General features: G+C 71.1%; 17 protein-coding genes. 7 read left to right on the top strand and 10 right to left on the bottom strand.

What is annotated here, in order from left to right; translation table 11 throughout:
* Positions 1–111 precede the first annotated feature (111 nt).
* The gene (locus JAP66_RS15300) at positions 112–1,323 is read left to right on the top strand and encodes an acetyl-CoA C-acetyltransferase (protein WP_199432413.1); all 1,212 of its coding nucleotides are present in this window, start codon (positions 112–114) and stop codon (positions 1,321–1,323) included.
* 14 nt (positions 1,324–1,337) lie between these two features.
* A complete protein-coding gene (locus JAP66_RS15295; RefSeq protein ID WP_199432412.1) occupies positions 1,338–3,509 on the top strand; it encodes a 3-hydroxyacyl-CoA dehydrogenase NAD-binding domain-containing protein in 2,172 nt (723 codons plus the stop codon).
* Positions 3,510–3,567: 58 nt separating this feature from the next.
* Here the strand turns inward: JAP66_RS15295 and JAP66_RS15290 are convergent, their stop codons facing one another.
* From JAP66_RS15290 to JAP66_RS15270, 5 genes are all read right to left on the bottom strand, one after another.
* Positions 3,568–4,299, bottom strand: coding sequence for a PP2C family protein-serine/threonine phosphatase (locus JAP66_RS15290; RefSeq protein ID WP_199432411.1), 732 nt, complete (start codon positions 4,297–4,299; stop codon positions 3,568–3,570).
* Positions 4,300–4,417: 118 nt separating this feature from the next.
* Entirely contained in the window at positions 4,418–5,989 is a 1,572-nt protein-coding gene (locus JAP66_RS15285) for an acetolactate synthase large subunit (RefSeq protein ID WP_199432410.1), read from the bottom strand.
* A gap of 22 nt (positions 5,990–6,011) precedes the next feature.
* Positions 6,012–7,385 carry an FAD-binding oxidoreductase gene (locus JAP66_RS15280; protein WP_199432409.1) on the bottom strand — a complete coding sequence of 458 codons (1,374 nt, stop codon included), beginning with the start codon at positions 7,383–7,385 and terminating at the stop codon, positions 6,012–6,014.
* A 92-nt stretch (positions 7,386–7,477) separates the two neighbouring features.
* The gene (locus JAP66_RS15275) at positions 7,478–7,978 is read right to left on the bottom strand and encodes a DUF3830 family protein (RefSeq protein WP_199432408.1); all 501 of its coding nucleotides are present in this window, start codon (positions 7,976–7,978) and stop codon (positions 7,478–7,480) included.
* A 67-nt stretch (positions 7,979–8,045) separates the two neighbouring features.
* Positions 8,046–9,299 carry an aspartate aminotransferase family protein gene (locus tag JAP66_RS15270; RefSeq protein WP_199432407.1) on the bottom strand — a complete coding sequence of 418 codons (1,254 nt, stop codon included), beginning with the start codon at positions 9,297–9,299 and terminating at the stop codon, positions 8,046–8,048.
* A 103-nt stretch (positions 9,300–9,402) separates the two neighbouring features.
* Here JAP66_RS15270 and JAP66_RS15265 point away from each other — a divergent pair, with 103 nt between their 5' ends.
* From JAP66_RS15265 to JAP66_RS15255, 3 genes are read left to right on the top strand one after another with little or no spacing between them, the layout of a single operon-like run.
* Positions 9,403–10,866 (top strand): NAD-dependent succinate-semialdehyde dehydrogenase, encoded by a 1,464-nt coding sequence (locus JAP66_RS15265; RefSeq protein WP_199432406.1) that lies wholly within the window; start codon positions 9,403–9,405, stop codon positions 10,864–10,866.
* Positions 10,863–11,918: a tartrate dehydrogenase gene (locus JAP66_RS15260; RefSeq protein WP_199432405.1), complete on the top strand. Its 1,056-nt coding sequence runs from the start codon at positions 10,863–10,865 to the stop codon at positions 11,916–11,918. The genes JAP66_RS15265 and JAP66_RS15260 overlap by 4 nt, the downstream gene beginning before the upstream one ends.
* 39 nt (positions 11,919–11,957) lie before the next feature.
* The gene (locus tag JAP66_RS15255; RefSeq protein WP_199432404.1) at positions 11,958–16,265 is read left to right on the top strand and encodes an HAD-IC family P-type ATPase; all 4,308 of its coding nucleotides are present in this window, start codon (positions 11,958–11,960) and stop codon (positions 16,263–16,265) included.
* 48 nt (positions 16,266–16,313) lie between these two features.
* Here JAP66_RS15255 and JAP66_RS15250 read toward each other — a convergent pair whose 3' ends face one another.
* Genes JAP66_RS15250 through JAP66_RS15240 form a run of 3 tightly spaced genes read right to left on the bottom strand, consistent with a single transcriptional unit; the run spans position 16,314 to position 18,558 of the window.
* A complete protein-coding gene (locus JAP66_RS15250) occupies positions 16,314–17,039 on the bottom strand; it encodes a GntR family transcriptional regulator (RefSeq protein ID WP_199432403.1) in 726 nt (241 codons plus the stop codon).
* 2 nt (positions 17,040–17,041) lie between these two features.
* Complete coding sequence (locus tag JAP66_RS15245; RefSeq protein ID WP_199432402.1) at positions 17,042–17,764, bottom strand: maleate cis-trans isomerase family protein; 723 nt, start codon at positions 17,762–17,764, stop codon at positions 17,042–17,044.
* Positions 17,765–17,808: 44 nt separating this feature from the next.
* On the bottom strand, positions 17,809–18,558 hold the full coding sequence (locus tag JAP66_RS15240; RefSeq protein ID WP_235999045.1) for a maleate cis-trans isomerase family protein: 750 nt from the start codon (positions 18,556–18,558) through the stop codon (positions 17,809–17,811).
* Between the two features lie 150 nt (positions 18,559–18,708).
* Between JAP66_RS15240 and JAP66_RS15235 the strand changes: the two genes are divergently transcribed.
* Together JAP66_RS15235 and JAP66_RS15230 are read left to right on the top strand one after the other, a co-directional pair.
* A complete protein-coding gene (locus tag JAP66_RS15235; protein WP_210770228.1) occupies positions 18,709–19,626 on the top strand; it encodes a D-2-hydroxyacid dehydrogenase in 918 nt (305 codons plus the stop codon).
* Between the two features lie 34 nt (positions 19,627–19,660).
* Positions 19,661–21,070: an amidase gene (locus tag JAP66_RS15230; RefSeq protein ID WP_199432399.1), complete on the top strand. Its 1,410-nt coding sequence runs from the start codon at positions 19,661–19,663 to the stop codon at positions 21,068–21,070.
* Here JAP66_RS15230 and JAP66_RS15225 read toward each other — a convergent pair.
* Positions 21,067–21,798 (bottom strand): hypothetical protein, encoded by a 732-nt coding sequence (locus JAP66_RS15225; RefSeq protein ID WP_199432398.1) that lies wholly within the window; start codon positions 21,796–21,798, stop codon positions 21,067–21,069. The genes JAP66_RS15230 and JAP66_RS15225 overlap by 4 nt on opposite strands.
* A 71-nt stretch (positions 21,799–21,869) precedes the next feature.
* Positions 21,870–22,322: a VOC family protein gene (locus JAP66_RS15220; protein ID WP_199432397.1), complete on the bottom strand. Its 453-nt coding sequence runs from the start codon at positions 22,320–22,322 to the stop codon at positions 21,870–21,872.
* Positions 22,323–22,484: the final 162 nt, after the last annotated feature.

The raw sequence follows: 22,484 nt of genomic DNA, 5'->3' as shown, positions 1-22,484 counted from the left end.
CCGCATGACAAACCGTTGACAGCATGGGCCGAAGCAGGATTATGTTAGTGGCGATTAGCGTTGAAGCCAGCATCTCAGCATTGCCGCCACTCGCCAGGAAGGACCGTTGGTGTGAGTACAGAGGCGTTCATCTACGAGGCGCTCCGCACGCCTCGTGGCAAGAACAAGGGCGGATCCCTGCACGGGACCAAGCCGATCGATCTCGTCGTCGGCCTGCTCAACGAGCTCAAGTCCCGGCACCCGGACCTGGATCCGGCCGTCATCGACGACATCGTCCTCGGTGTGGTGTCGCCCGTCGGTGACCAGGGCGCGGACATCGCGCGGGCCGCGTCGATGGCGGCGGGCCTGCCCGACACGGTCGCCGGGGTGCAGCTCAACCGGTTCTGCGCGTCCGGCCTCGAGGCCGTGAACCAGACGGCCCAGCGGGTGCGCTCGGGCTTCGAGCGGCTGCTGATCGGTGGCGGTGTGGAGTCCATGTCGCGGGTGCCGATGGGGTCCGACGGCGGCGCGATGTTCACCGACCCGGCGACGAACTACGACACGTACTTCGTGCCGCAGGGCATCGGCGCCGACCTGATCGCCACCATCGAGGGCTTCTCGCGGGAGGACGTGGACGCGTTCGCGGTGCGCTCGCAGGAGAAGGCCGAGGCCGCGTGGGCGGGTGGCTACTTCGCGAAGTCCGTCGTGCCGGTCAAGGACCTGAACGGCGTGACGATCCTCGACCACGACGAGCATCGCAGGCCCGGCACCACGCTGGAGTCCCTGCGCAAGCTCAAGCCTGCCTTCGAGGGCATCGGCGAGATGGGCGGCTTCGACGCGGTGGCGCTGCAGAAGTACCACTGGGTCGAGAGCATCGACCACGTCCACACCGGCGGCAACTCCTCCGGCATCGTCGACGGCGCGGCCATCGTGCTGGTCGGCGACGAGGAGGTCGGCAGGACCATCGGCATGACGCCGAGGGCACGCGTCGTCGCGACGGCGGTCACCGGGTCGGACCCGACGATCATGCTCACCGGTCCCACACCGGCCACGCAGAAGGTACTGGACAAGGCCGGGCTGACCATCGACGACATCGACCTGTTCGAGTTGAACGAGGCCTTCGCCTCCGTCGTGCTCAAGTGGATGAAGGACCTGAAGATCCCGGAGGAGAAGGTCAACGTCAACGGCGGTGCCATCGCGATGGGCCACCCGCTCGGCGCGACCGGCGCGATGATCCTCGGGACGATGGTGGACGAGCTCGAACGCAGGCAGGCCCGGCGGGCACTGGTCACGTTGTGCATTGGCGGCGGCATGGGTGCCGCCACGATCATCGAGCGCGTGTGAGGGACGAGACCACAATGACTGAATCGAAGACCATCCGCTGGGAGCAGGACTCCGACGGCATCGTCGTGCTCACGCTCGATGACCCGAAGCAGTCGGCGAACACGATGAACGCCGACTTCCGCTCCTCGCTCGGCGTGATCGCCGACCGGCTCGAGGCCGAGAAGGACTCGATCACCGGCGTCGTGCTCACCTCCGCGAAGAAGACCTTCTTCGCCGGTGGCGACCTCAACGACCTGATCCAGGCGCGGCCGGAGCACGCCGAGGAGATCACGCGCGGCGGTGCCGAGCTCAAGGCCGGGCTGCGCAGGCTGGAGACCTTCGGCAAGCCGGTGGTTGCCGCCATCAACGGTGCCGCCCTCGGCGGCGGCCTCGAGCTCGCGCTGGCCTGCCACCACCGCATCGCCGCCGACGTGAAGGGCAGCCAGATCGGTCTGCCCGAGGTCACGCTCGGCCTGCTGCCCGGTGGCGGTGGCATCGTGCGCACCGTGCGGCTGCTCGGCATCCAGAACGCGATCATGAACGTGCTGGTGCAGGGGCAGCGGCACAAGCCGGCCAAGGCGCTGGAGCTCGGCCTTGTGCACGAGCTCGTGGACTCGGTCGACGAGCTCCTGCCGAAGGCCAAGGAGTGGATCAAGGCCAACCCCGGCGCGCACACCCAGCCGTGGGACACCGAGGGTTACAAGATCCCCGGTGGGACGCCGTCCAACCCGAGCTTCGCGGCTAACCTGCCCGCCTTTCCGGCCAACCTGCGCAAGCAGCTCAAGGGCGCGCCGATGCCCGCGCCGCGCGCGATCCTGGCCGCGGCCGTCGAAGGCGCGCAGGTGGACTTCGAGACCGCGTCGCTGATCGAGACCCGTTACTTCGTCAGCCTGGCGACCGGCCAGGTCGCGAAGAACATGACCAAGGCGTTCTTCTTCGACCTGCAGCACATCAACTCCGGTGGCTCCCGTCCGGACGGCTTCGAGAAGTACACCGCGAAGAAGGTCGGCGTGCTCGGTGCCGGGATGATGGGCGCCGCGATCGCGTACGTGTCGGCCAAGGCCGGGATCGACGTGGTGCTCAAGGACGTCTCCCAGGAGAACGCCGAGAAGGGCAAGGGCTACGCGGCCAAGCTCGAGGAGAAGGCGCTCAAGCGCGGCAAGACCACCAAGGAGAAGTCGGACGCGCTGCTCGCGCGGATCAAGCCGACGGCCGACCCCGCCGACTTCGCCGGTGTCGACTTCGTGATCGAGGCCGTATTCGAGAGCACCGAGCTCAAACACAAGGTGTTCGGCGAGATCGAGAACGTCGTCAACCCGGACGCGGTGCTCGGCTCCAACACCTCGACCCTGCCGATCACGGGCCTCGCCGAGGGCGTGCAGCGGCAGGAGGACTTCATCGGCATCCACTTCTTCTCGCCGGTGGACAAGATGCCGCTCGTGGAGATCATCCGCGGGGAGAAGACCTCCGACGCCACGCTGGCGAAGGTGTTCGACTACACGCTGCAGATCAAGAAGACCCCGATCGTCGTCAACGACAGCCGGGGCTTCTTCACCAGCCGCGTGATCGGCACGTTCATCAACGAGGCGGTCGCGGCCGTCGGTGAGGGCGTCGAGCCGGCCAGCATCGAGCAGGCCGGTGCGCAGGCGGGCTACCCGGCGCCGCCACTGCAGCTGATGGACGAGCTGACGCTGACCCTGCCGCGCAAGATCCGGCAGGAGACCAGGGCCGCCGTCGAGGCGGAGGGTGGCACCTGGAACGAGCACCCGTCCGAGGCGGTCATCGACCGCATGATCGACGAGTTCGACCGCAAGGGCCGCTCCAGCGGCGCCGGGTTCTACGAGTACGACTCCGAGGGCAAGCGGGTCCGCATCTGGCCGCGGCTGCGCGAGGCGTTCAACTCGGGCAGTGCCACGGTGCCGTTCGCCGACCTCAAGGAGCGCATGCTCTTCGCCGAGGCGCTGGAGACCGTGAAGTGCTTCGACGAGGGCGTGCTGACCTCGGTGCAGGACGCGAACATCGGCTCGATCTTCGGGATCGGCTTCCCGGCGTGGACCGGTGGTGTCGTGCAGTACATGAACCAGTACGAGGGTGGCCTGAAGGGCTTCGTGGCGCGGGCGCGCGAGCTGGCCGAGCGCTACGGTGACCACTTCGAACCGCCGCAGTCGCTTGTGGACAGGGCTGAGAAGGGCGAGCTCTTCGAGTAGCACCGATCGCGGTGAAGGCCACCGGCACGGCGCCGGTGGCCTTCACCGTTTCGCGGGTTCAGACCGCGGCGCGGTCCACGACGATCGCCGTGGCGTTGTCCGCGCTTCCGGCAAGGCGGGCCTGCCGTACGAGTGCCGAGGCGGTCTCCCCGGCGGGCACACCCCCGGCCAGCAGCTCCCGGACCTTCGCCAGCCCCAGCTTCTTGTGCACGCCGTCGCTGCACAGCAGCAGCCTGCCCGGGCCCGCGCCCACCCGCGCGCGGCCGATGTCGCCCTCGTCGGCGGTGCGGACCGAGTCCGTCACCACGTGCTCCATCCTGGCCGGTGCCGTCACGCCGCGCAGCCGCCAGAACTCGGCGAGGGTGTGGTCCACGGTGATCTGGTGCAGCACCCGCCCGTTCCACCGGTACGCGCGGCAGTCGCCGACCCACGCCAGCTCGCAGACTTCGTCGGCGTGCTCCTTCCCGGTGGGCGGGTACACCGCGACGATCAGCACGCAGTCGGCGCGTGCCTGGTCGAACTGCGTGCGCAGCTCCCGCTGGGCCTGTCGCAACCCGGCGGCGGCGCCGTGCCCTGCGGCCGCGGTCGCCGCGGTGCCTGCGGCCAGCCGCGCGGCGCGCGCCGCGAGCAGGTGGTCGCCGATGCCGTCGGCGACGACGAAGGCCATCCGTCCGGTCGCCGGATCGGTGTGGGTGGCCACGGCGTCGGCGTTGATGTCGCGCGGTCCCCGGTCGCTCGCCGCGTCGGACCGGGTGTGCACCGTCAGTGGCAGGTGCGGAGTGGTCAGCATCGCTGGGCCTCCTCGTGCGGGGCCGGACCCCCGACGGCCGGCCTGCCACCAGTCAACCGCGCGAACCTTTCCACCCGCACAGAGGATCCTGGGAATTCCCTGTGAATCCCCGCCCGGCTCAGACGATCGGCGGCACCATCGCGTCGATCAGGTGTGGTCCCGGCTCGGCGAGCGCACGCGAGAACTGCTCGGCCAGCTCCTCCGCCGTGCTCGCCCTGGTAGCGGGAACGCCCATGCCCTCGGCGATCCGCACGAAATCCATGTCCGGAGTGGACAGATCGAGTAGCTGGTTCGCCTTCGGCCCGGACGTCTCGGCGCCGACACGCTGCAGCTCCATCCGCAGGATCGCGTAGGCGCGGTTGTTCAGCAACACCGTGGTGACGTTCAGGTTCTCCCGCGCCTGGGTCCACAGTGCGGAGATCGTGTAGAGCGCGCTGCCGTCGGACTCCAGGTTGACCACGGGCCGGTCCGGGGCCGCGATCGCCGCACCGGTGGCCAGCGGAATCCCCTGGCCGATCGCGCCGCCGGTGAGCGTGAGCACGTCGTGCCGGGGCGAGCCCGCTGTCGCGGCGGGCAGCAGCAGGCCGGACGTCACGGCCTCGTCGGAGATGATCGCGCCCTCGGGCAGCAGCGCGCCGATCACGTCGACCCAGTTCTGCGCGGTGAGCTCCCCGGTGGGCAGTTCCGGCCGTCGTGCCTCGGCCAGCACCGGCTCCGTGCCGGGGGCGACGACGTCGGCCAGGTGCTCCAGCGCACTCGTCACGTCGTCGTCGACGTCGGCCAGCGTGTGCACCTGTGCGCCCTCGGGCACGAGGTCGCTCGCCTTGCCCGGGTAGGCGAAGAACGAGACGGGCGAACGCGTGCCGGCCAGCAGGACGTGCCGGACACCGTCGAGCTGGTAGGCGACCTGCTCGGCGAGGTAGCCGAGCCGCTCGATCGTGGGCAGGCCCGCGCCGCGCTCCAGCCGGCTCGGGAACGTCTCGATGAAGGGCTTCGCCCCGGTCGCGTTCGCGATCCGGTTCGCGGCCCGCAGGGCTCGCTCGCGGCAGGCGGCGCCGCCGAGCAGCAGCGCGACCGGCTCGCCGGTGCGCAGCACCTCGGCGACGCTCTTGATCGTGGTCTCCGGCACCGGCTTGGCCACCCGCGGCGGAACCGGCGCGCAGACCTTTCCACCCTCGCCCCACGAGACGTCCGCGGGCAGGATGAGTGTGGCCACCCGGCCGGGCGCGTCCTGCGCGGCGGCGACGGCAGCGGCGGCGTCGGCACCGACGTCCGCGGTGCTGGCCGAACGGCGGACCCAGCCGCCGAGCGAACCTGCGACGGCCTCGATATCGGACTCCAGCGGAGCGTCGTAGCGCTTGTGGTAGGTCGCGTGGTCGCCGATGACGTTGACGATCGGCGTGTGCGCCCGGCGTGCGTTGTGCAGGTTCGCCAGGCCGTTGCCCAGACCGGGGCCGAGGTGCAGCAACGTCGCGGCCGGCTTGCCCGCTATGCGCGCGTAGCCGTCCGCCGCCCCGGTCACGACGCCCTCGGCCAGGCCGAGCACCGCGCGCATCTCCCCGCCGGCGTCGGAGGCACCGGCGCTGTCGAGGGCGGCGACGAAGTGCATCTCGGACGTGCCCGGGTTGGCGAAACACACGTCGACACCGGCGTCCACCAGCGTGCGGATCAGGGACTGCGCGCCGTTCATGGTCCTCCTCGTCGTGGACTCGTCAGTCGAAAAGCACGCCGGGGTTGAGGATCCCGGCCGGGTCGAACGCCTGCTTGAGCCGCCGCATCAGCGCGATCTTGTTCGGGTCCTCGAGTTCGAGGAAGTGTGCCTTCTTGACCCGGCCGATGCCGTGCTCGCCGGAGATCGCGCCGCCGAGCTCCATGCCCACGGCGAAGATGTCGTGCAGCAGGTTCGCGCGCTTGTCCGGGTCCTTCTGGAAGACGCCGAGGTGCACGTTGCCGTCCCCGGCATGCCCGCAGCCGGCGACGCCGGACTCCGTCTTCGCGGCGAGTTCCCTCGCGCGGGCGAGGAACTCGGGCATCGCCGCGCGCGGCACGACCACGTCGATGACGTCGTCGGCCCCGGCCGCCTTGGCCGTCCAGAACGCCTTCTCCCTGGCCTCGATGAGCTTGCGGGCGGCCGTGCCGTCGAGCACGTACACGTCCGCGGCACCGAGGGCGGTGAGCAGCTCGCCCAGCGCCCCCACGTCGCCGTCGAGCCGGTCCGCGTCCCGGTTCTCCAGCGCGACGACCAGGTAGGCCTGGGTGGCGTCCCGCACCTCGTCCGGGATGCCGAGGGTGAGCTGCGTGGTGTAGGTGATCGCGCCCATCGTGAAGGCGTCGATGTACTCCAGGATGTGCGGGGCGAGGCCGCTGGAGACGACCTCGGGAACGGCGGCCATCAGCCGGTCCAGATCGGCGAACGGGGCCAGCACGGTCGCGCCGTGGGCGAGCCGGGGGTGCAGCCGGACGGTGACCTCGGTCGCCAGCGCGAGCGTGCCCTCGGAGCCGATGATGAGCTGGGTCAGGTCGTAGCCGGTGGACGTCTTCACGATCTTGCCGCCGGTACGGATGATCTCCCCGGTGGGCAGCACTGCCTGCAGGCCGAGCACGTTGTTGCGGGTCACCCCGTACTTCACCGCACGCATGCCGCCCGCGTTGGTGCCGACGTTGCCGCCCACGCTCGCGCTCAGCTCGCCGGGGTAGACGGTGTAGCCGAGGGCGTCCGCCTCCGTCCGTTCGTCCAGTTCGGACAGCGTCACACCCGGCTGGACGACCGCAACGTGGTTGGTGGTGTCGATCTCCAGGATCGCGTTCATCCGTTCGAACGACACCAGCAGGCCGTCGGGGTGTGGCCGCGCGGCCGCGGAGAGGCCGGTGCCCGCGCCGCGCGCGGTCACCGGGAGACCGTGCTCGGTGGCCGTCGCCAGGATGGCGGCCACCTCCTCGGCACCGCCCGGCCTGACCACGTACCGCGGCTTGTGCGGCGGACCTTCGAGGGCCTCGTCATGGGCGTAGTCGTCGGTGATCTGCTCGCCGGTCAGGACATGGTTCTCGCCTACGATCTCGGCCAGCCGTTGCGCGACGTTGCCCATGCCCGGCAGCGTAGTACGTACGGCCTCGCTCGCGGGGCCCCGATGTGGCATTAGGTGCGTTGAGCGCACCGAATGCCACATCGGGGGCATCCTCAGTCGGCGCGGGCGAACGACAGCGTCTCGCCCTCGACGCCACGCAGCCACAGGTCCTGCGCGGCGGCCGCCATCTCGTCCAGCCCCTCGGTGATCGTGGCGAAGACGTTGCCGGGGACCCAGCCCGCGTCGCCGTTGATGAGCAGGTTGTTGCGGCCGTAGAAGATGGCCAGGTCGGTGGCGCCCTGATCGCTGTGCGCCTCGCTGTCGGAGTCGTAGCCGTAGGCGGGGTTGCCGATCTCCCACGCCTCGAAGCCGAAGTACACGACGTCACCGGGGATGGGGGTGACCGTCGGGTTCTCCCGGCCCGGCTTGGGCTCGGCGAACGGTGGCACGAGGGTGTAGACCTCGTTGCGGGCGTACTTGGCGTGGTAGGCCGAGCCGCTCTGCGGCAGCGCGTCCCACACCGCCCGGCACGTCCGCGGCGCCTCGGCTTCGAGCAGCCGGGCGCGGCAGGAGACGCCCCGCTTGTCGAGGGTGATGGTGATGTACCGAGCCAACGTTCTCCTCCTGGGGTCGTGAGTGCGTAACAGTGTTCTAACTCGCGTAGGCACTCACGAGGGCGGGTTACTTGGTGACCGAGGAGACCACGTCGGTCCAGATCTCCAGGGCCTCGTCGATCTGCTCGGCGGTGACGACGAGCGGCGGGATCATCCGCACCACGTTCATGTACGCGCCGCAGGTCAGCAGCAGCAGCCCACGCTCGGCCGCCGCCTTCTGCGCCGCCTGCGCGGTCGCGTTGTCCGGCTTGCCGTCCGGGGTGGTGAACTCCGAGCCGACGAGCAGGCCGAGCCCGCGCACGTCCCCGATCGCGGCGGTCTTCTCGCCGACGGCACGCGCTCCTTCGAGCAACTGCCGCCCGCGCTCCGCGGCGTTGTCGACGAGCCCCTCCTCCTGGATGACATCGAGCGTGGCGATCGCCGCGGCGCAGGCCACCGCATTGCCGCCGTAGGTGCCGCCCTGCGAACCCGGGTACGCCTTGGCCATCAGCTCCCGCGAAGCCGCGACGCCGGAGAGCGGGAAACCGCTCGCCAGGCCCTTCGCGATCAGCACGACGTCGGGCCGAACGTCGAAGTGCTGGTGCCCCCAGAACCGGCCGGTGCGCCCGAACCCGGTCTGGATCTCGTCGAGCACGAGCAGGATGCCGTGCTCGTCGGCACGCTCACGCAGGCCGGCGAGGAACTCGGTGCTCGCGGGCACGTAGCCGCCCTCGCCGAGCATCGGCTCGACGAAGAAAGCGGCCGTCTCGTTCGGCGCGCTCATCGTGGCGAACAGGTAGTCGAGCTCCTTCAGCGCGAACCGCGTCGCGGTCTGCTCGTCCCAGCCGTAGTGGTAGGCGTAGGGGAACGGCGCGACGTGCACCCCGGCCATCAGCGGCGAGATCCCGGCCCCGAACCGCGTGCCGGAGGTGGTCATCGACGCGGCGGCCACCGTGCGGCCGTGGAAACCCCCCTGGAACACCACGACGTTCGGCCTGCCGGTGGCCTGCCGGGCCAGCCGCAGCGCCCCTTCCACCGCCTCGCTGCCGGAGTTGGCGAAGAAGAGGGAGTCGAGTCCGGCGGGCAGCACGTCGCCGAGCCGCTCGGACAGTTCGAGCAGCGGCTTGTGCATCACGGTGGTGTACTGGCCGTGGATCAGCTTGCCGATCTGCTCCTGCGCGGCCCGCACCACCCTGGGGTGGCAGTGACCGGTGCTCGTGACCCCGATGCCCGCGGTGAAGTCGAGGTGGCGGCGGCCGTCGACGTCGTAGAGGTAGACGCCCTCGCCGTGGTCGACGACGACCGGGGTGGCCTGCTTGAGGAGGGGGGAGAGCTGGGCCATGGCAGCGAGACTCCTTCATGGCGCGAGGGGTTGTAGATTGTCAACAATATTCGTAGCATGGCGGTCGCAGCTGCGCAATCAGAAGGACGAGGAGCACTTTGGCATGAGCACGGTGAGTGAGTCGGGCGTCGTCGACGCGGTCGGCAAGGAACTGTTCATCGGCGGCAAGTGGACGCAGGCGACCGGGGGCAGGACCTTCGGGGTTCATGATCCCTCCACCGGCGGCCTGCTGTGCGAGGTCGCCGATGCCTCACCCCAGGACGGCATGGCCGCCCTGGACGCCGCCGTCGCCGCGCAGGCGGACTGGGCGCAGTACCCGCCCCGCGAGCGCGGCGAGATCCTGCGCCGCTCCTACGACGCGCTGATGGCGCGCCAGGAGGAGCTCGCGCTGCTCATGACGCTGGAGATGGGCAAGCCGCTGGCCGAGGCGCGCGGCGAGATCGCCTACGCGGCCGAGTTCTTCCGCTGGTTCGCCGAGGAGGCGGTGCGCATCGACGGCGGCTACGCCACGGCGCCCAACGGCACCGGCCGGTTCCTGGTCACCAAGCAGCCCGTCGGCCCTTCGATCCTCATCACGCCGTGGAACTTCCCGATGGCGATGGGTACCCGCAAGATCGGGCCCGCCGTCGCCGCGGGCTGCACGATGGTGATCAAGCCCGCCGCGCAGACGCCGCTGTCGATGCTTGCGCTGACCCAGATCCTCGCCGACGCCGGCCTGCCCGACGGCGTGCTCAACGTGCTCACCACCAGCGACTCCGGCGGGGTCATGGAGCCGCTGATCCGCGACGGCCGCGCGCGCAAGCTCTCCTTCACCGGCTCGACCTCGGTCGGGCGCAAGCTGCTGGAGCAGTGCTCGGAGAAGGTGCTGCGCACGTCGATGGAGCTCGGTGGCAACGCCCCGTTCCTCGTTTTCGACGACGCGGACCTCGAAGCGGCCGTGGACGGAGCGATGCAGGCCAAGATGCGCAACATCGGTGAGGCGTGCACCGCGGCCAACCGGTTCTACGTGCAGCGCGGCGTCGTCGACGAGTTCTCCCGCAGACTCACCGAGCGGATGGCCGCGCTGCCGATCGGCCGCGGAACCGAGGGCGGCGTGGTGGTCGGCCCGCTGATCGACGAGGCCGCGATCGAGAAGGTGAGCAGCCTGGTCAGCGACGCCGCGCAGCGCGGCGCGCAGGTGCTCACGGGCGGCGCCACGGTGGACGGTCCGGGCAACTTCTACCAGCCGACCGTGCTCACCGGCGTGCCCGCCGACGCCCGCATGGCCGACGAGGAGATCTTCGGCCCGGTGGCGCCGATCTCGGCGTTCGACACCGAGGACGAGGCGGTGGCCGCCGCGAACAACACCGAGTACGGCCTCGTCAGCTACCTCTACACCAGCGACCTCAAGCGGGGGCTGCGGGTCTCCGAGCGGCTCGAGGCGGGGATGGTCGGGCTCAACCAGGGGGTCGTGTCCAACCCGGCCGCGCCGTTCGGCGGGATCAAGCAGTCCGGTCTCGGCCGTGAGGGCGGCACGGTCGGCATCGACGAGTTCCTGGAGACGAAGTACGTCGCGGTGAACCTGTGAGGACCTACCGGATCGCGAGCATTCCCGGCGACGGGATCGGGGTCGACGTCACGGTCGAGGCGCGCAAGGTGCTCGACCGCGTGGCGGAGCTGCACGGATTCGGTCTGGAATGGACGGAGTTCGACTGGAGCTGCGAGCGCTACACCGAGACCGGCAGGATGATGCCGGACGACGGGATCGAGCGGCTGTCCACCTTCGACTCGATCCTGCTCGGTGCCGTGGGCTTCCCCGGCGTGCCGGACCACGTGTCGCTGTGGGGCCTGCTCATCCCGGTGCGCCGCGCGTTCGCCCAGTACGTGAACCTGCGCCCCGTGCGGCTGCTGCCCGGCACGGTGTCGGCGCTGGCCAACCGGTCGGCCGACGAGCTGGAGATGGTGATCGTCCGGGAGAACTCCGAGGGTGAGTACTCCACCATCGGCGGCAGGCACAACGGGGGCGCGCCTGGCGAGTTCGCCGTGCAGGAGTCGGTCTTCACCAGGACCGGCGTCGAGCGGATCGTCCGGTACGCCTTCGAGCTCGCGCGCACCCGGAGCGGCCACGTGTGCTCGGCGACCAAGTCGAACGGGATCATCCACACGATGCCGTTCTGGGACCAGATCTTCGCCGAGGTGGCCGCGGAGTACCCGGATGTGCGGAGTGAGCAGTGCCATATCGACGCACTCGCCGCCCGCATGGTGCAACAGCCGGACCGGCTCGACGTCGTGGTCGGGTCCAACCTGTTCGGTGACATCCTCAGCGACCTCGCCGCGGCGGTGACCGGCGGTCTCGGGATGGCGCCCTCGGGCAACATCAACCCGCCTGGCGAGCATCCCTCGATGTTCGAGGCGGTGCACGGCAGTGCGCCGGACATCGCCGGGCAGGGCATCGCGAACCCGGTCGCGCAGGTGCTGACCGGCGCGATGCTGCTCAGGCACCTCGGCGAGCCGGACGCGGCGCAGGCGATGGACACGGCGGTGGAGAAGGTGCTGGCCGAGGGCGTGGTGGCGACCCCGGACCTCGGTGGCCGTGCGACGACCGCCGAGCTGGGCTCGGCGATCGCGGCGGCGCTGTAGCGCGCATAGAAAACGGCGGTATTGGGCACTACTCGTGCCATGAAGCTGTTGGGGGTGCGGGTACCGGGACCGTTGACCGCAGTGGGCACCGCGGTCGGCACGGCACGCGGCCTCGCCGGGTTGGTGTCGCGGCCGCGGCGCCGGGTGTGGTCGTGCCCCGGGCGGTTGCACATCGAGGCACACGGCGTGCACGGGCCGGGCGGCGAGCGGGTCGGCCGGCGGATCGAGCGTGCTCTCGAGAAACACTCCGGTGTGGAGTGGGCGCGGGTCAACTCACCGGCATCCCGCGTGATCGTCGAGGTGTCGGATCCACCACCGCCGACGGCGGAGCTCGTCCGCATGATCGAGAAGGCGGAAGCGGAGCCTGCCGACCCCGGCGAGGAGGCCGCGGAGGACGAGCTGCACCACCCCGCGGACGGGGCGAAGGGCACCCGGCTGGTGCCGACCCTGGCCGCGGACGCGCTTGGACTCGGCCTCTCCGTGCTCACCAAGCTCTCGCCCTGGGTGCCGGTGCCCACCGAAGTGGCCGCGCTGCCGGGCATCGTCGGCCACCACCCGCGGCTGCGGGAGTTCGCCGCCCGCGGCGCCCACAGCCGGGAGCGCGCGGACTCATTCACGGCGATCACCGGTGCCCTCGCCCAGGGCCTCGCCGCGGGTGGTGAGGGAGCGCTGCTCGACAGCGTGCAGCGGATCGGCAGGCTCCGCGAGGCGCGTGCCCACGAGCGTGCGTGGTGCGCCGCGGAGAGCAGGCTGATCACCGGGCCGGACTTCGCCGCGGCAGGGCCGGTGGCCACGCAGCGGCCGGTGCCACTGCCCGACGGCCAGATCGAGGAGTACGAGAAGCGCGTCCTCGCGCTCGGCGCCGCGGCGAGCGCGGTGACGTTGCCGTTCGGCGGCCCCCGCAAGGCGGCGGCGCTCGGGCTCTCGGCGCTGCCCAAGGCCGCCGAGGCGGGCCGGTCGGCGTTCGCCGCGCAGCTCGGCAGGGTGCTGGCCCGGCGCGGGGTGCTGGTGATGGACCGCTCCGCGCTGCGCCGGATGGACCGCGTGGACACCCTCGTGCTCGACCACACCGCCCTGGAGAGCGGCCGGCTGGTGCAGAGCGACCTCATCGCGCTGCCGGGAAGCGACTCGCACGCGGTGGCCGAGCAGGCGTGGCGGCTGTTCGACCCTGCCGATCCGCTGGCCGTGCGCGAAGAGGGTGAGTGGGCCCTCGGTCCGCTGGACGAGCTGCACCTCAGCGGGCGGCGCGGGGCCAGGGAACGCGGCCGACTGGAGAAGAAGGGTGCCTCGGCCGTGCTCGGCCTCGCCTGCCGCAGGCGGCTGGACGCGGTGCTCGCGCTGGCCGCGGACCCGCTTCCGGGCGTCCACGCGCTGACCGCCGCCGCCAGGGAGGCCGACCTGCGCGTCGAGGACACCGGGGAGGACGGGGACCCGCTGGCCACCGTGCGCGAGCTGCAGGCCGAGGGCCGCGTCGTGCTGCTGGTGTCGGGAAACCGGCGTGCGCTGGCCGCCGCCGACTGCGGCGCCGGTGCCTACCGCGACGGCGAGCCCGCACCCTGGGGTGCGCATGTGCTCATCGGCGAGGACATCCGGGCGGCGGCGCTGCTCGTGGAGTCGGTCGCCGTCGCCCGCACCCTCAACCACGAGAGCATCCGGATCGCACAGGCGTCCACCGGGGTCGGCGTGGTGACCGCGTTGCAGGACGGCCGCCGGAGCAGCCCGGCGAGCCGGGGGATGCGTGCGGTCAACGCCGGTGCCGGCCTGGCACTGGCCAACGCGCGGCGGCATGCCCGCCGTCTCCGGCCACCCGAGCCGACCGCCGCGCCGGACACGGTGCCGTGGCATCTGATGCCCTCCGACGCCGCCGTCGAACGGCTCGCCACCGGACCGAACGGGTTGAGCGAGAACGAGGCACGCCGTCGTGCCCGCGACCGCGGCGCCGGTTCCGGCCCGGTACCGACCAGCCTGGGCAGCGCCTTCCTGGCCGAACTGGCCAACCCGCTCACGCCGGTGCTGGCAGGCGGTGCCGCGCTGTCCGCTGCGGTTGGTTCGCCCGCGGACGCCGCGCTGGTCGCGGGCGTGACCGGGCTCTCGGCCCTGATCGGCAGCGTGCAGCAGGTACGCACGGACCGGGAACTGGCCGATCTGCTGAGCCGCTCGTCGGTCAGCGCCACCGTGCTGCGCGACGGCGACGAGCGGGTGATCAGCGCGGACGATCTGGTGCCCGGCGACGTCGTCGCCCTCACCTCGGGTGATGTGGTGCCTGCCGACTGCAGGCTGCTCGACGCGGACGGGCTGGAGATCGACGAGTCGTCGCTGACCGGTGAGTCCCTGCCGGTGGGAAAGGACCCCGCCCCGGTGGTCGCGGCGGAGGTGGCCGAACGCTCGTCGATGGTCTACGAGGGCACCACCGTGGCCGCCGGGCAGGGGGCGGCGGTCGTGGTCGCGGTCGGCGACGACACCGAGGCCGGGCGCAGTATGGCGCTCGCGCGCGAGGGCTCCCCGACGACCGGGGTGGAGACCAGGCTGACCGAGCTCACGGAGAAGAGCATGCCGCTCGCGGTCGGCTCGGCGGCGGCCGTCGCGGGTGCCGGTCTGCTGCGCGGGGTGCCGCTGCGCGAGAGCATGTCCGCGGCGGTGAACCTGGCCGTCGCCTCGGTGCCGGAAGGGCTGCCGTTCCTGGTCAACGCCGCGCAGCTGGCGGCGGCACGGCGGCTCGCCGAGCACGGCACCCTCGTCCGCAACCCGCGCAGCATCGAGGCGCTCGGCCGCGTGGACGTGCTGTGCTTCGACAAGACGGGCACGCTCACCGAGGGCAGGCTCAGCGTGAGCGAGGTGGACGACGGGCACCTGCGCTGCCCCGTCGACACGCTCAGCGAACCGCTGCGGCCGGTGCTGGCCGCCGCGCTGCGGGCCACCCCGCACGCGGACCGGCCCGAGGACCTGCCGCACGCCACCGACCGGGCGGTGCTGGAGGCCGGGCGCAGGCTGCGGATGGGCACCGGTACCGGCGCCGCCGGCTGGCGGCTGCTCTCCTCGGCGCCGTTCGAGCCGTCCCGCGGCTACCACGCGGCGGTGGGGGAGACCAGGAAGGGCAGGTTGCTGAGCGTGAAGGGGGCGCCCGAGGAGGTGCTGCCCCGGTGCGCGCTCGACGGCAAGGCACGCAAGCGCCTGAACGGCCGGATGAAACAGCTCGCCGAGGCGGGACACCGCGTGCTTGCCGTCGCCGAACGGCAGCTCGACGGCTCGGCCGCGGAGGCTGGGGAGGGCACCGAGGATTCCGTGCGGGAGCTGACCTTCCGCGGGTTCGTCGCGATCGCCGACCCGGTGCGCCGCAGTGCCGCCCCCGCGGCGGCCGAGCTGCGCGCGGCGGGCGTGCACATCGTGATGATCACGGGCGACCACCCGGTCACCGGGGAGGCGATCGCGTCGGAGATCAACGGTGACGGCACCGAGCTGCGCGTGGTGACCGGCGCCGACCTGGACGAGCTGGACGACGACCGGCTGCAGGAGACGCTGCCGGACGTCGACGTGGTCGCGCGGTGCAGCCCGGCGCAGAAGGTGCGGATCATCAAGGCCTACCAGCGGCTAGGCCGGACGGTGGCGATGACCGGTGACGGCGCCAACGACGCGCCCGCGATCCGGCTCGCCGACGTCGGAATCGCGCTGGGCGGGCACGGCACCCCCGCCGCGCGGGCGGCCGCCGACCTGGTGGTGACCGACGACCGGCTGGAGACGATCATCGCCGCGCTCGTCGAGGGCCGGGCGATGTGGGCGTCGGTGCGTTCGGCGCTCGGGGTGCTGCTCGGCGGCAACCTCGGGGAGATCGCGTTCAACGTGCTTGTGGCCGCGATGACCGGCCGCTCACCGCTCGGCGCGCGGCAGTTGCTGCTGGTCAACCTGCTCACCGACCTGGCGCCGTCGCTGGCGATCGCGCTGCGCAGGCCGGATGGCGACGCCGTCGCCGAACTGCTGCAGGAGGGCCCGGAGAGCTCGCTCGGCGGCCGCCTCTACCGGGACATCGGTGTCCGTGCGGGCACGACGACGCTGGGTGCCTCGGCGGCGTGGACGCTGGCGCGGATGACCGGACGGCGGCGTCGGGCGAGCACCGTGGCGCTCGCCGCGCTCGTCGGTACCCAGCTGGGGCAGACCCTGCTCACCGGCGGCCGCAGTCCGGCGGTGCTGGCGAGCGGGCTCGGGTCGGCGGCGGTGCTGGCCGCGGCGATCCAGACGCCGGGTGTGAGCGGGTTCTTCGGGTGCACCCCGCTGGGACCGGTGGGCTGGACGATCGCGCTCGGCAGCGCCGGAGCCGCGAGCGCACTGGGCACCGTCTGGCAACCCTCGTGAGTGGCTACCCGAGTTAGAACTCGCGTGGCCACTCACGAGGGTGGAGGGTCAGGCGATGTCGACGCCGCCGACGGGCAGGCCGGGTGCCGCACCCGAGGTCAGGCTCGTGCCCGGCGCCAGCCGCTGCACGGCGTCCTCCATGTGCGCCTCCAGCAGCGCCAGCACGGTCTCCTCGTCGTCCTGGCGGATCGCGTCGATGATCTGGTTGTGCTCGGCGACCCGCTCGTCGGCGCCCTGGTAGCTCTTGCGGTACGTCTCCTGCAACGCCGAGAGGCACATGCGCGTCTCGATGAGCAGCGTGCGCGCCATCCGGGTCAGCCGCCGGCTGCCGGACGCTTCGATGAGCTCCTCGTGGAAACGCAGGTCGGCCTCGGTGAGCGCGGCCGGATCGTCCTGCTGGTCGGCCTCGGCCATCGCGTGTACGGCGTCGTCCAGCATCGCGGCGACCCGGTCGCGGTCACCGCCACGCATTATCCGGATCGCGGCCGCGCGCTCGATCGCCGAACGCGCGGAGTAGATGTCGTAGACGTCGCCCGGTTCCAGGTCGATCACGAACAGCCCGCGATGGCGCTCGCTGCGCAGCAGGCCCTCGGAGACCAGCCGCTGCATCGCCTCGCGCAGCGGTCCTCGGGAGACCTGGAACCGGGCGGCGAGGTCGGTCTCACCGAGCTGGGTACCGGGCGGCAGCGAGCCGTTCATGATCGCGTCACGGAGCTGGCGGGCGATGATGCCCGCGGTGGACTCGCGGTTCACCGGCTCGATGTCGGCCAGCACGCTCACCCACCCCCGGAGCGGAACAGCGCGCCGACTCCGGGCACGGCACGGTTCGCCCCGACGAGCCGCAGGCCCTCCCACACGGTCACCTGGTTGGCGGTGAGTACCGGCTTGCCGAGCCGTTCCTCGGCCCGCTCGACGACCGCGAGCGTGCGCATCGCGGTGTCCGGCACCAGCAGCGCTTCCGCGTCGGGGTGGTCGTGGCTCACGATCAGGTCCACCACCGCCTCCGGGGACAGATCGCCGACCTCGGCCGCGGTGTCGATGTCGGCCGCGGACAGCGAGACGACCTCGATGCCGCCCTTGCCGAGAAACTCGACGAACAGCTTGGCGACCTCATCCGGGTAGCTCGCCGCGACGGCCACCCGGCGCAGGCCGAGAGCGTTGGCCGCGTGCACGAACGCGAACGAGGTGCTCGACGCGGGCAGTCCGCCCGCGGCCGCGGAGAGCCCGGCCACCTGCTCGGTCGCGCCGTCCCAGCCGTAGACGAAGCTGCCGCTCGTGCAGGCCCACACGATCGCGTCCGGTTCGTGCCTGGCCAGCAGCCCGGCACCTTCGGTGAGCCGCTGCGGGCTACCGAGGTCGAGCAGCTCGGCGACGGCGTGCAGGTCGGTGCCGTAGATGTGGGCCACGGCCAACCGGGTGCCGTCGCCGAGCAGGCCCTCGGCGAGCGGGTAGTCGTCCTCGGCGGCGTGGTCGGGGTAGATGAAGCCGATCGTGGGCAAGGGCCACCTCCTGGCAGGATTGTCGACAATCCTAGTGGAAGGAGTCAAGACACCTCTCGCATCCAGTTGCCCGGGCCGACGATGGGCAGGTTCATCCGCTTCAGGCAGGCCCACATGGTGAGCTGGTTGGCGGTAAGGACGGGCTTGCCGAGCGCGGACTCGAGCGGGTCGATGACGTCGTAGGTGGGCAGGTTGGTGCAGCTCACGAAGATGGCCTCGGCATCGTCATGGTTCGCGGCGATGATCCGCTCCGCGATGGTGCGATAGCTGACCTTCCAGATGCCGCCGCCGAGGCCGAGGTGGTCGCTGGACATCGTCTCGACGCCGAGTTCGGCGAGGAACTCGTGCAGCTTGGCGGTCAGGTCGGCGTCGTAAGGGGTGAGTACCGAGACCCGCCGGATGCCGAGCTGTTGCAGCACCTCGGCGAGCGCGCCGGAGGTCGTCACGGCGTCGGGCGCGCCCGCGTCGCAGATCACCTTGCGCAACGAGTGCTCGGCGTCCACGCCGCTGACGAAGCTGCCCGAGGTGCACAGGTACGCCACGACCTCCGGCTCGACGTGCAGCACGTCCCTCGTCGCGGCCGCGAGATGCTGGGCGTTGCTGACCAGGTGTGCCATCTCCATGCTGACCGGCACGGGCTCGTAGGGGGTCCTGGCCAGGTGCAGCGAGACCTCCATCGGCACCCAGCGCCACAGTTCCCGCTCCAGCGCCAGGTCGAACGGCGCGATGACGCCGATGCCGCGCTGGGCCACGGGCCCGTCGAACGCGGGGAAGTCCAGTGCCGGTGAATCCAAGGCTCGACCTCCGACGGGGCTATTGAAGGGGCCTCCGGGGTGCGTCCTCGGATTGTTGACAATCATACGACCGCCTCTTACCGTGTCAACGTGATCGGCACGGATCGTCCGGTGCTGGCGGTGTTGTGTGGCGACAAACACCCCCCGGACATGCACTCCATCGAGCAGGACGCAGCGGTTCGTTACACGCGGGCCGACGGGCTCGCCGACGCCCTGCGCGGGGCCGATGCCCTCTTCGTCTATGACTTTCTGTCCAACGCGGTCCCGGGCGCATGGTATTCCGCGGACCGCCTGCGCTGGCTGCACATCGCCAGCGCGGGCGTCGACCCGGTGATGTTCCCCGAGTTGCGCGACAGCGACGTGGTACTGACCAATTCGCGAGGGGTGTTCGACGGGTCGATCGCCGAGTACGTGCTTGGCGTGATCCTCGCCTTCGCCAAGGACCTCGCCCACTCGGTACGGCTGCAGGACCAGCGGGAATGGCGGCACCGGGAGACCGAGCGGATCGCGGGCAGGCAGGCGCTCGTCGTGGGCACCGGGCCCATCGGGCGCGCGATCGCGCGGATGCTGCGGGCCGCCGGGATGCGGGTGTCCGGTGCCGGGCGCACGGCGCGGGACAACGATCCGGACTTCGGCACCGTGCACGCGTCGGCGGAACTGAACCGGCACCTGGCCGCCGCCGACTTCGTCGTCGCGGTGGCACCGCTGACCGAGCAGACCAAGGGCCTCTTCGATGCCGGCGCGTTCGCCGCGATGAAGCCTGAAACGCGGTTGGTCAACGTCGGCAGGGGCGAGCTGGTCGTCACCGAGGACCTGGTCGAGGCGCTGCGTGCGGGGGAGATCGCCGGGGCCGCGCTCGACGTGTTCGAGACCGAGCCCCTGCCCCCCGAAAGTCCGCTGTGGACGATGGATAACGTGCTGTTGTCGCCGCACATGTCCGGGGACTTCATCGGCTGGCGCAATGCGCTGGTCGAGGTGTTCGCGGACAATTTCCGGCGGTGGCTGGCCGGTGAGCCGCTGCGCAACGTCGTCGACAAGCGCCTCGGCTACGTACCCTCGGCCGGCTGAAGATCGACAGGCACTCCAAGCACTGAGGAGAACAATGCGGAGCACGGGACCCCTGCTGACGGCGAGCGAGCTGGTGGCCGCGTACTCCTCGGGCGAGCTCTCCCCCGTCGAGACCACCCGGGCGGCGCTCGACGTCATCGAGGACCGCGACCAGGAGTACAAGGCGTTCGCGCTCGTCGACCCCGAGGTCGCGCTCGCGCACGCGAAGAGCTCCGAGGAACGCTGGCGCGAGGGTAACCCGATCGGCTGGCTCGACGGCGTGCCCGCGTCGATCAAGGACATGTTCCTCACGCAGGGCTGGCCGACGCTGCGCGGCTCCGTGTGCATCGAGCGGGATCAGCCGTGGGCCGTCGATAGCCCGGTCACCGCGCGGATGAAGGAGAACGGCCTCGTCCTGCTCGGCAAGACGACCACACCGGAGCTGGGCTGGAAGGCCGTCACGGACAACCCGCTGGACGGCATCACCCGTAACCCGTACGACCCCGCGCTGACCCCGGGCGGATCGAGCGGCGGCAGCGCGGTCGCCGTGGCCACCGGGATGGGTGAGCTCTCGGTCGGCACCGACGGCGGCGGCTCGGTACGGATCCCGGCCTCGTTCTGCGGCATCGTCGGGTTCAAGCCGACCGGCGGGCGGATCCCGCTGTTCCCGGCGAGCCCGTTCGGCCCGCTGGCACACGCCGGCCCGCTGGCCCGTTCGGTGGACGACATCGCCCTGTTCCTCGACGTGCTGGCCACCCCCGACCACCGCGACCCGGCCGCGCTGCCACCGCCGGCCGGGACCTACCGCGAGGCGGTGCGCCGCGACGTCCGCGGGCTGCGGGCCGCCTTCTCGCCCGACCTCGGCTACATCGACGTCGACCCGGAGGTGGCTCGCCTGGTCGTGTCGACCGTGGCCGCGCTGACCGAGGCCGGCCTGCGGGTGGAGGAGGCCGACCCCGGGTTCACCGACCCGATCGACGCGTTCGGCGTGCTCTGGTCGGCCGGTGCGGCGAAGTGGCTCGACACCTTCCCGGCCGGTTCGGAGGAGCGGGTGGACCCGGCGCTGCGCAAGGTCTGGCAGCAGGGGCACACCTACTCGGCGAGCGACTACCTCGAAGCGAGCGCGATCCGGTCGGCACTCGGTATCCACATGGGCGAGTTCCACACCCGGCACGACATCCTGATCACGCCGACCGTGGCCATCCCGCCGTTCGAGGCGGGGCACGACGTGCCGCCCGGCAGTGGACTGGAGAGCTGGCCGCAGTGGGCGCGGTTCTCCTACCCGTTCAACATGACACAGCAGCCGTCGATCAGCGTGCCGGCGGGGTTCACCTCGGCCGGACTGCCGGTGGGCCTGCAGATCGTGGGCCCCCGGCACTCCGACGACCTCGTGCTCGCCGTGGCGAAGCTGGTGGAGGAGGTCCGGCCCTGGCCCACTGACCGGCCGGCGGGCAAGCGCCGCTAGCTGACCGCTTCGTCGGCCGTCCGGGTGAACGCGGCGTCGGTGAAGTCGCCTGCGACCTCGACGTTGCGTTCGCCGAACGCCTGTGAGTTCACGATCCTCAGCACCAGGCAGAAGCGTCCGGTGACCCCGTACTCCCGGAGCAGTTGCGTGTAGCGCCGGGCCAGGTACCGGGCCGCCGCGTGATTGGATACCGCGGTCTGCCCGCACAGCACGAAGATCGGATAGCCACCGGCGGTCACCTTGGCGAGTGCGACGTACTCCACCTTGCCGGGGTCCGGCCCGAACGCGCGGCCACCGACACCGATCGTGAGCTTGTCCGGCGAGCCCTCGCGCGGGCCGATTGTGAGGCCTGGCACGAAGGTCTCGAGAAGCGCGTCGGTCCGTGGGTTGGCGACTGGGCTCCCGACAGCGAACTCGGCCCTGTCCCCGAGCGTCCGTGGCAAGTACTCGCCGGAGCTCGGCACAAGTTCGATCTCCGCGCCACAGTCGCGCGCGACGGCGGCGAGCTCGACGATCGCGGCCGCGTCGCGACGGTGCACGCTCAGCACCGAGTTGGACAGCGCATGCCGGGGCACGAATACCGCGCAGGTGGACCTGGCGTCCAGTCCGAAGAACCTGCTCTTGCGTGCTTCTTTGCGCCGTCGCCGCAGAAACTGCACCAGCAGCACTGCGAGCCCGGAGATCACGCTTGCCAGAAGATTGACCGCGAGATCCCCGACCTGCGGCATGGGCACTCCTCTCCGACCCGACGACAGGTCAGTGTCTAGCAGAAGCGGTACCCGCGCCGGTGCCGTCTCCGTCAGGTCGCGTCGAGGTCCAGCGTGGCCATCGGGGCGCCGGCGGGCTGCCACGTGGCGAGGAAGCCGGGTTGTGCCGACACGTCGACCAGTTCGACGCGGGCGCCGATGCTGTCGATGCGGTGGTAGGTGAACGAACGCCCATAGGGGCACGAGTCGAACTCGACGGGCGCACCCCGCTCGGCCAGGCGGTCCTTGTCCTCCCCGATGTTGCCTGACCAGTAACCGATGTGATCGAAGCGGGAACCTGCCGAGGCATCCCAGGGACTGCCTTCCGGGCCGGTGATGAGCTCGAAGAACGGTGGGCCTTCCGTGGAGAACACGATGCGGTAGTCCCACTCACCGAGGGTGCCCTCGCGTATCGCACTCCAGGTCACGCCCAACGTGCCGCTGAGGTCCCGTTGCGCCCTTTCCAGGCCTTGCACGACGAAGCACAGGTGATAGAAGGCCGTCACGACACCGTTCCTACCACGCTGTAACGGCTCCACGGCTCGGCAAGGCGGTCGTGAGTGGGGAGCCGTGTTCTAACTCGTGTGCGCACTTACGAGCGGTGACCAGGCGCAATGCCGCACGTTCTGGGACTGTCCGGGTAACGGTGGATCTGGTCTTGGTCTGAT

Origin of the sequence: Qaidamihabitans albus, assembly GCF_016464705.1 — a bacterium.
In the GTDB taxonomy this organism is placed as follows: domain Bacteria; phylum Actinomycetota; class Actinomycetes; order Mycobacteriales; family Pseudonocardiaceae; genus Qaidamihabitans; species Qaidamihabitans albus.
Note: the sequence above shows the minus strand (reverse complement) of the source record. Positions and strands in the feature narration are given on the sequence as shown.

Coding starts and splice junctions, on each gene's coding strand:
- JAP66_RS15290 (WP_199432411.1), bottom strand. CDS start 4,299: ATGCTGACCACTCCGCACCTGCCACTGACGGTGCACACCCGGTCCGAC.
- JAP66_RS15255 (WP_199432404.1), top strand. CDS start 11,958: ATGAAGCTGTTGGGGGTGCGGGTACCGGGACCGTTGACCGCAGTGGGC.
- JAP66_RS15270 (WP_199432407.1), bottom strand. CDS start 9,299: ATGGCCCAGCTCTCCCCCCTCCTCAAGCAGGCCACCCCGGTCGTCGTC.
- JAP66_RS15280 (WP_199432409.1), bottom strand. CDS start 7,385: ATGGGCAACGTCGCGCAACGGCTGGCCGAGATCGTAGGCGAGAACCAT.
- JAP66_RS15265 (WP_199432406.1), top strand. CDS start 9,403: ATGAGCACGGTGAGTGAGTCGGGCGTCGTCGACGCGGTCGGCAAGGAA.
- JAP66_RS15225 (WP_199432398.1), bottom strand. CDS start 21,798: ATGCCGCAGGTCGGGGATCTCGCGGTCAATCTTCTGGCAAGCGTGATC.
- JAP66_RS15235 (WP_210770228.1), top strand. CDS start 18,709: ATGCACTCCATCGAGCAGGACGCAGCGGTTCGTTACACGCGGGCCGAC.
- JAP66_RS15285 (WP_199432410.1), bottom strand. CDS start 5,989: ATGAACGGCGCGCAGTCCCTGATCCGCACGCTGGTGGACGCCGGTGTC.
- JAP66_RS15230 (WP_199432399.1), top strand. CDS start 19,661: ATGCGGAGCACGGGACCCCTGCTGACGGCGAGCGAGCTGGTGGCCGCG.
- JAP66_RS15295 (WP_199432412.1), top strand. CDS start 1,338: ATGACTGAATCGAAGACCATCCGCTGGGAGCAGGACTCCGACGGCATC.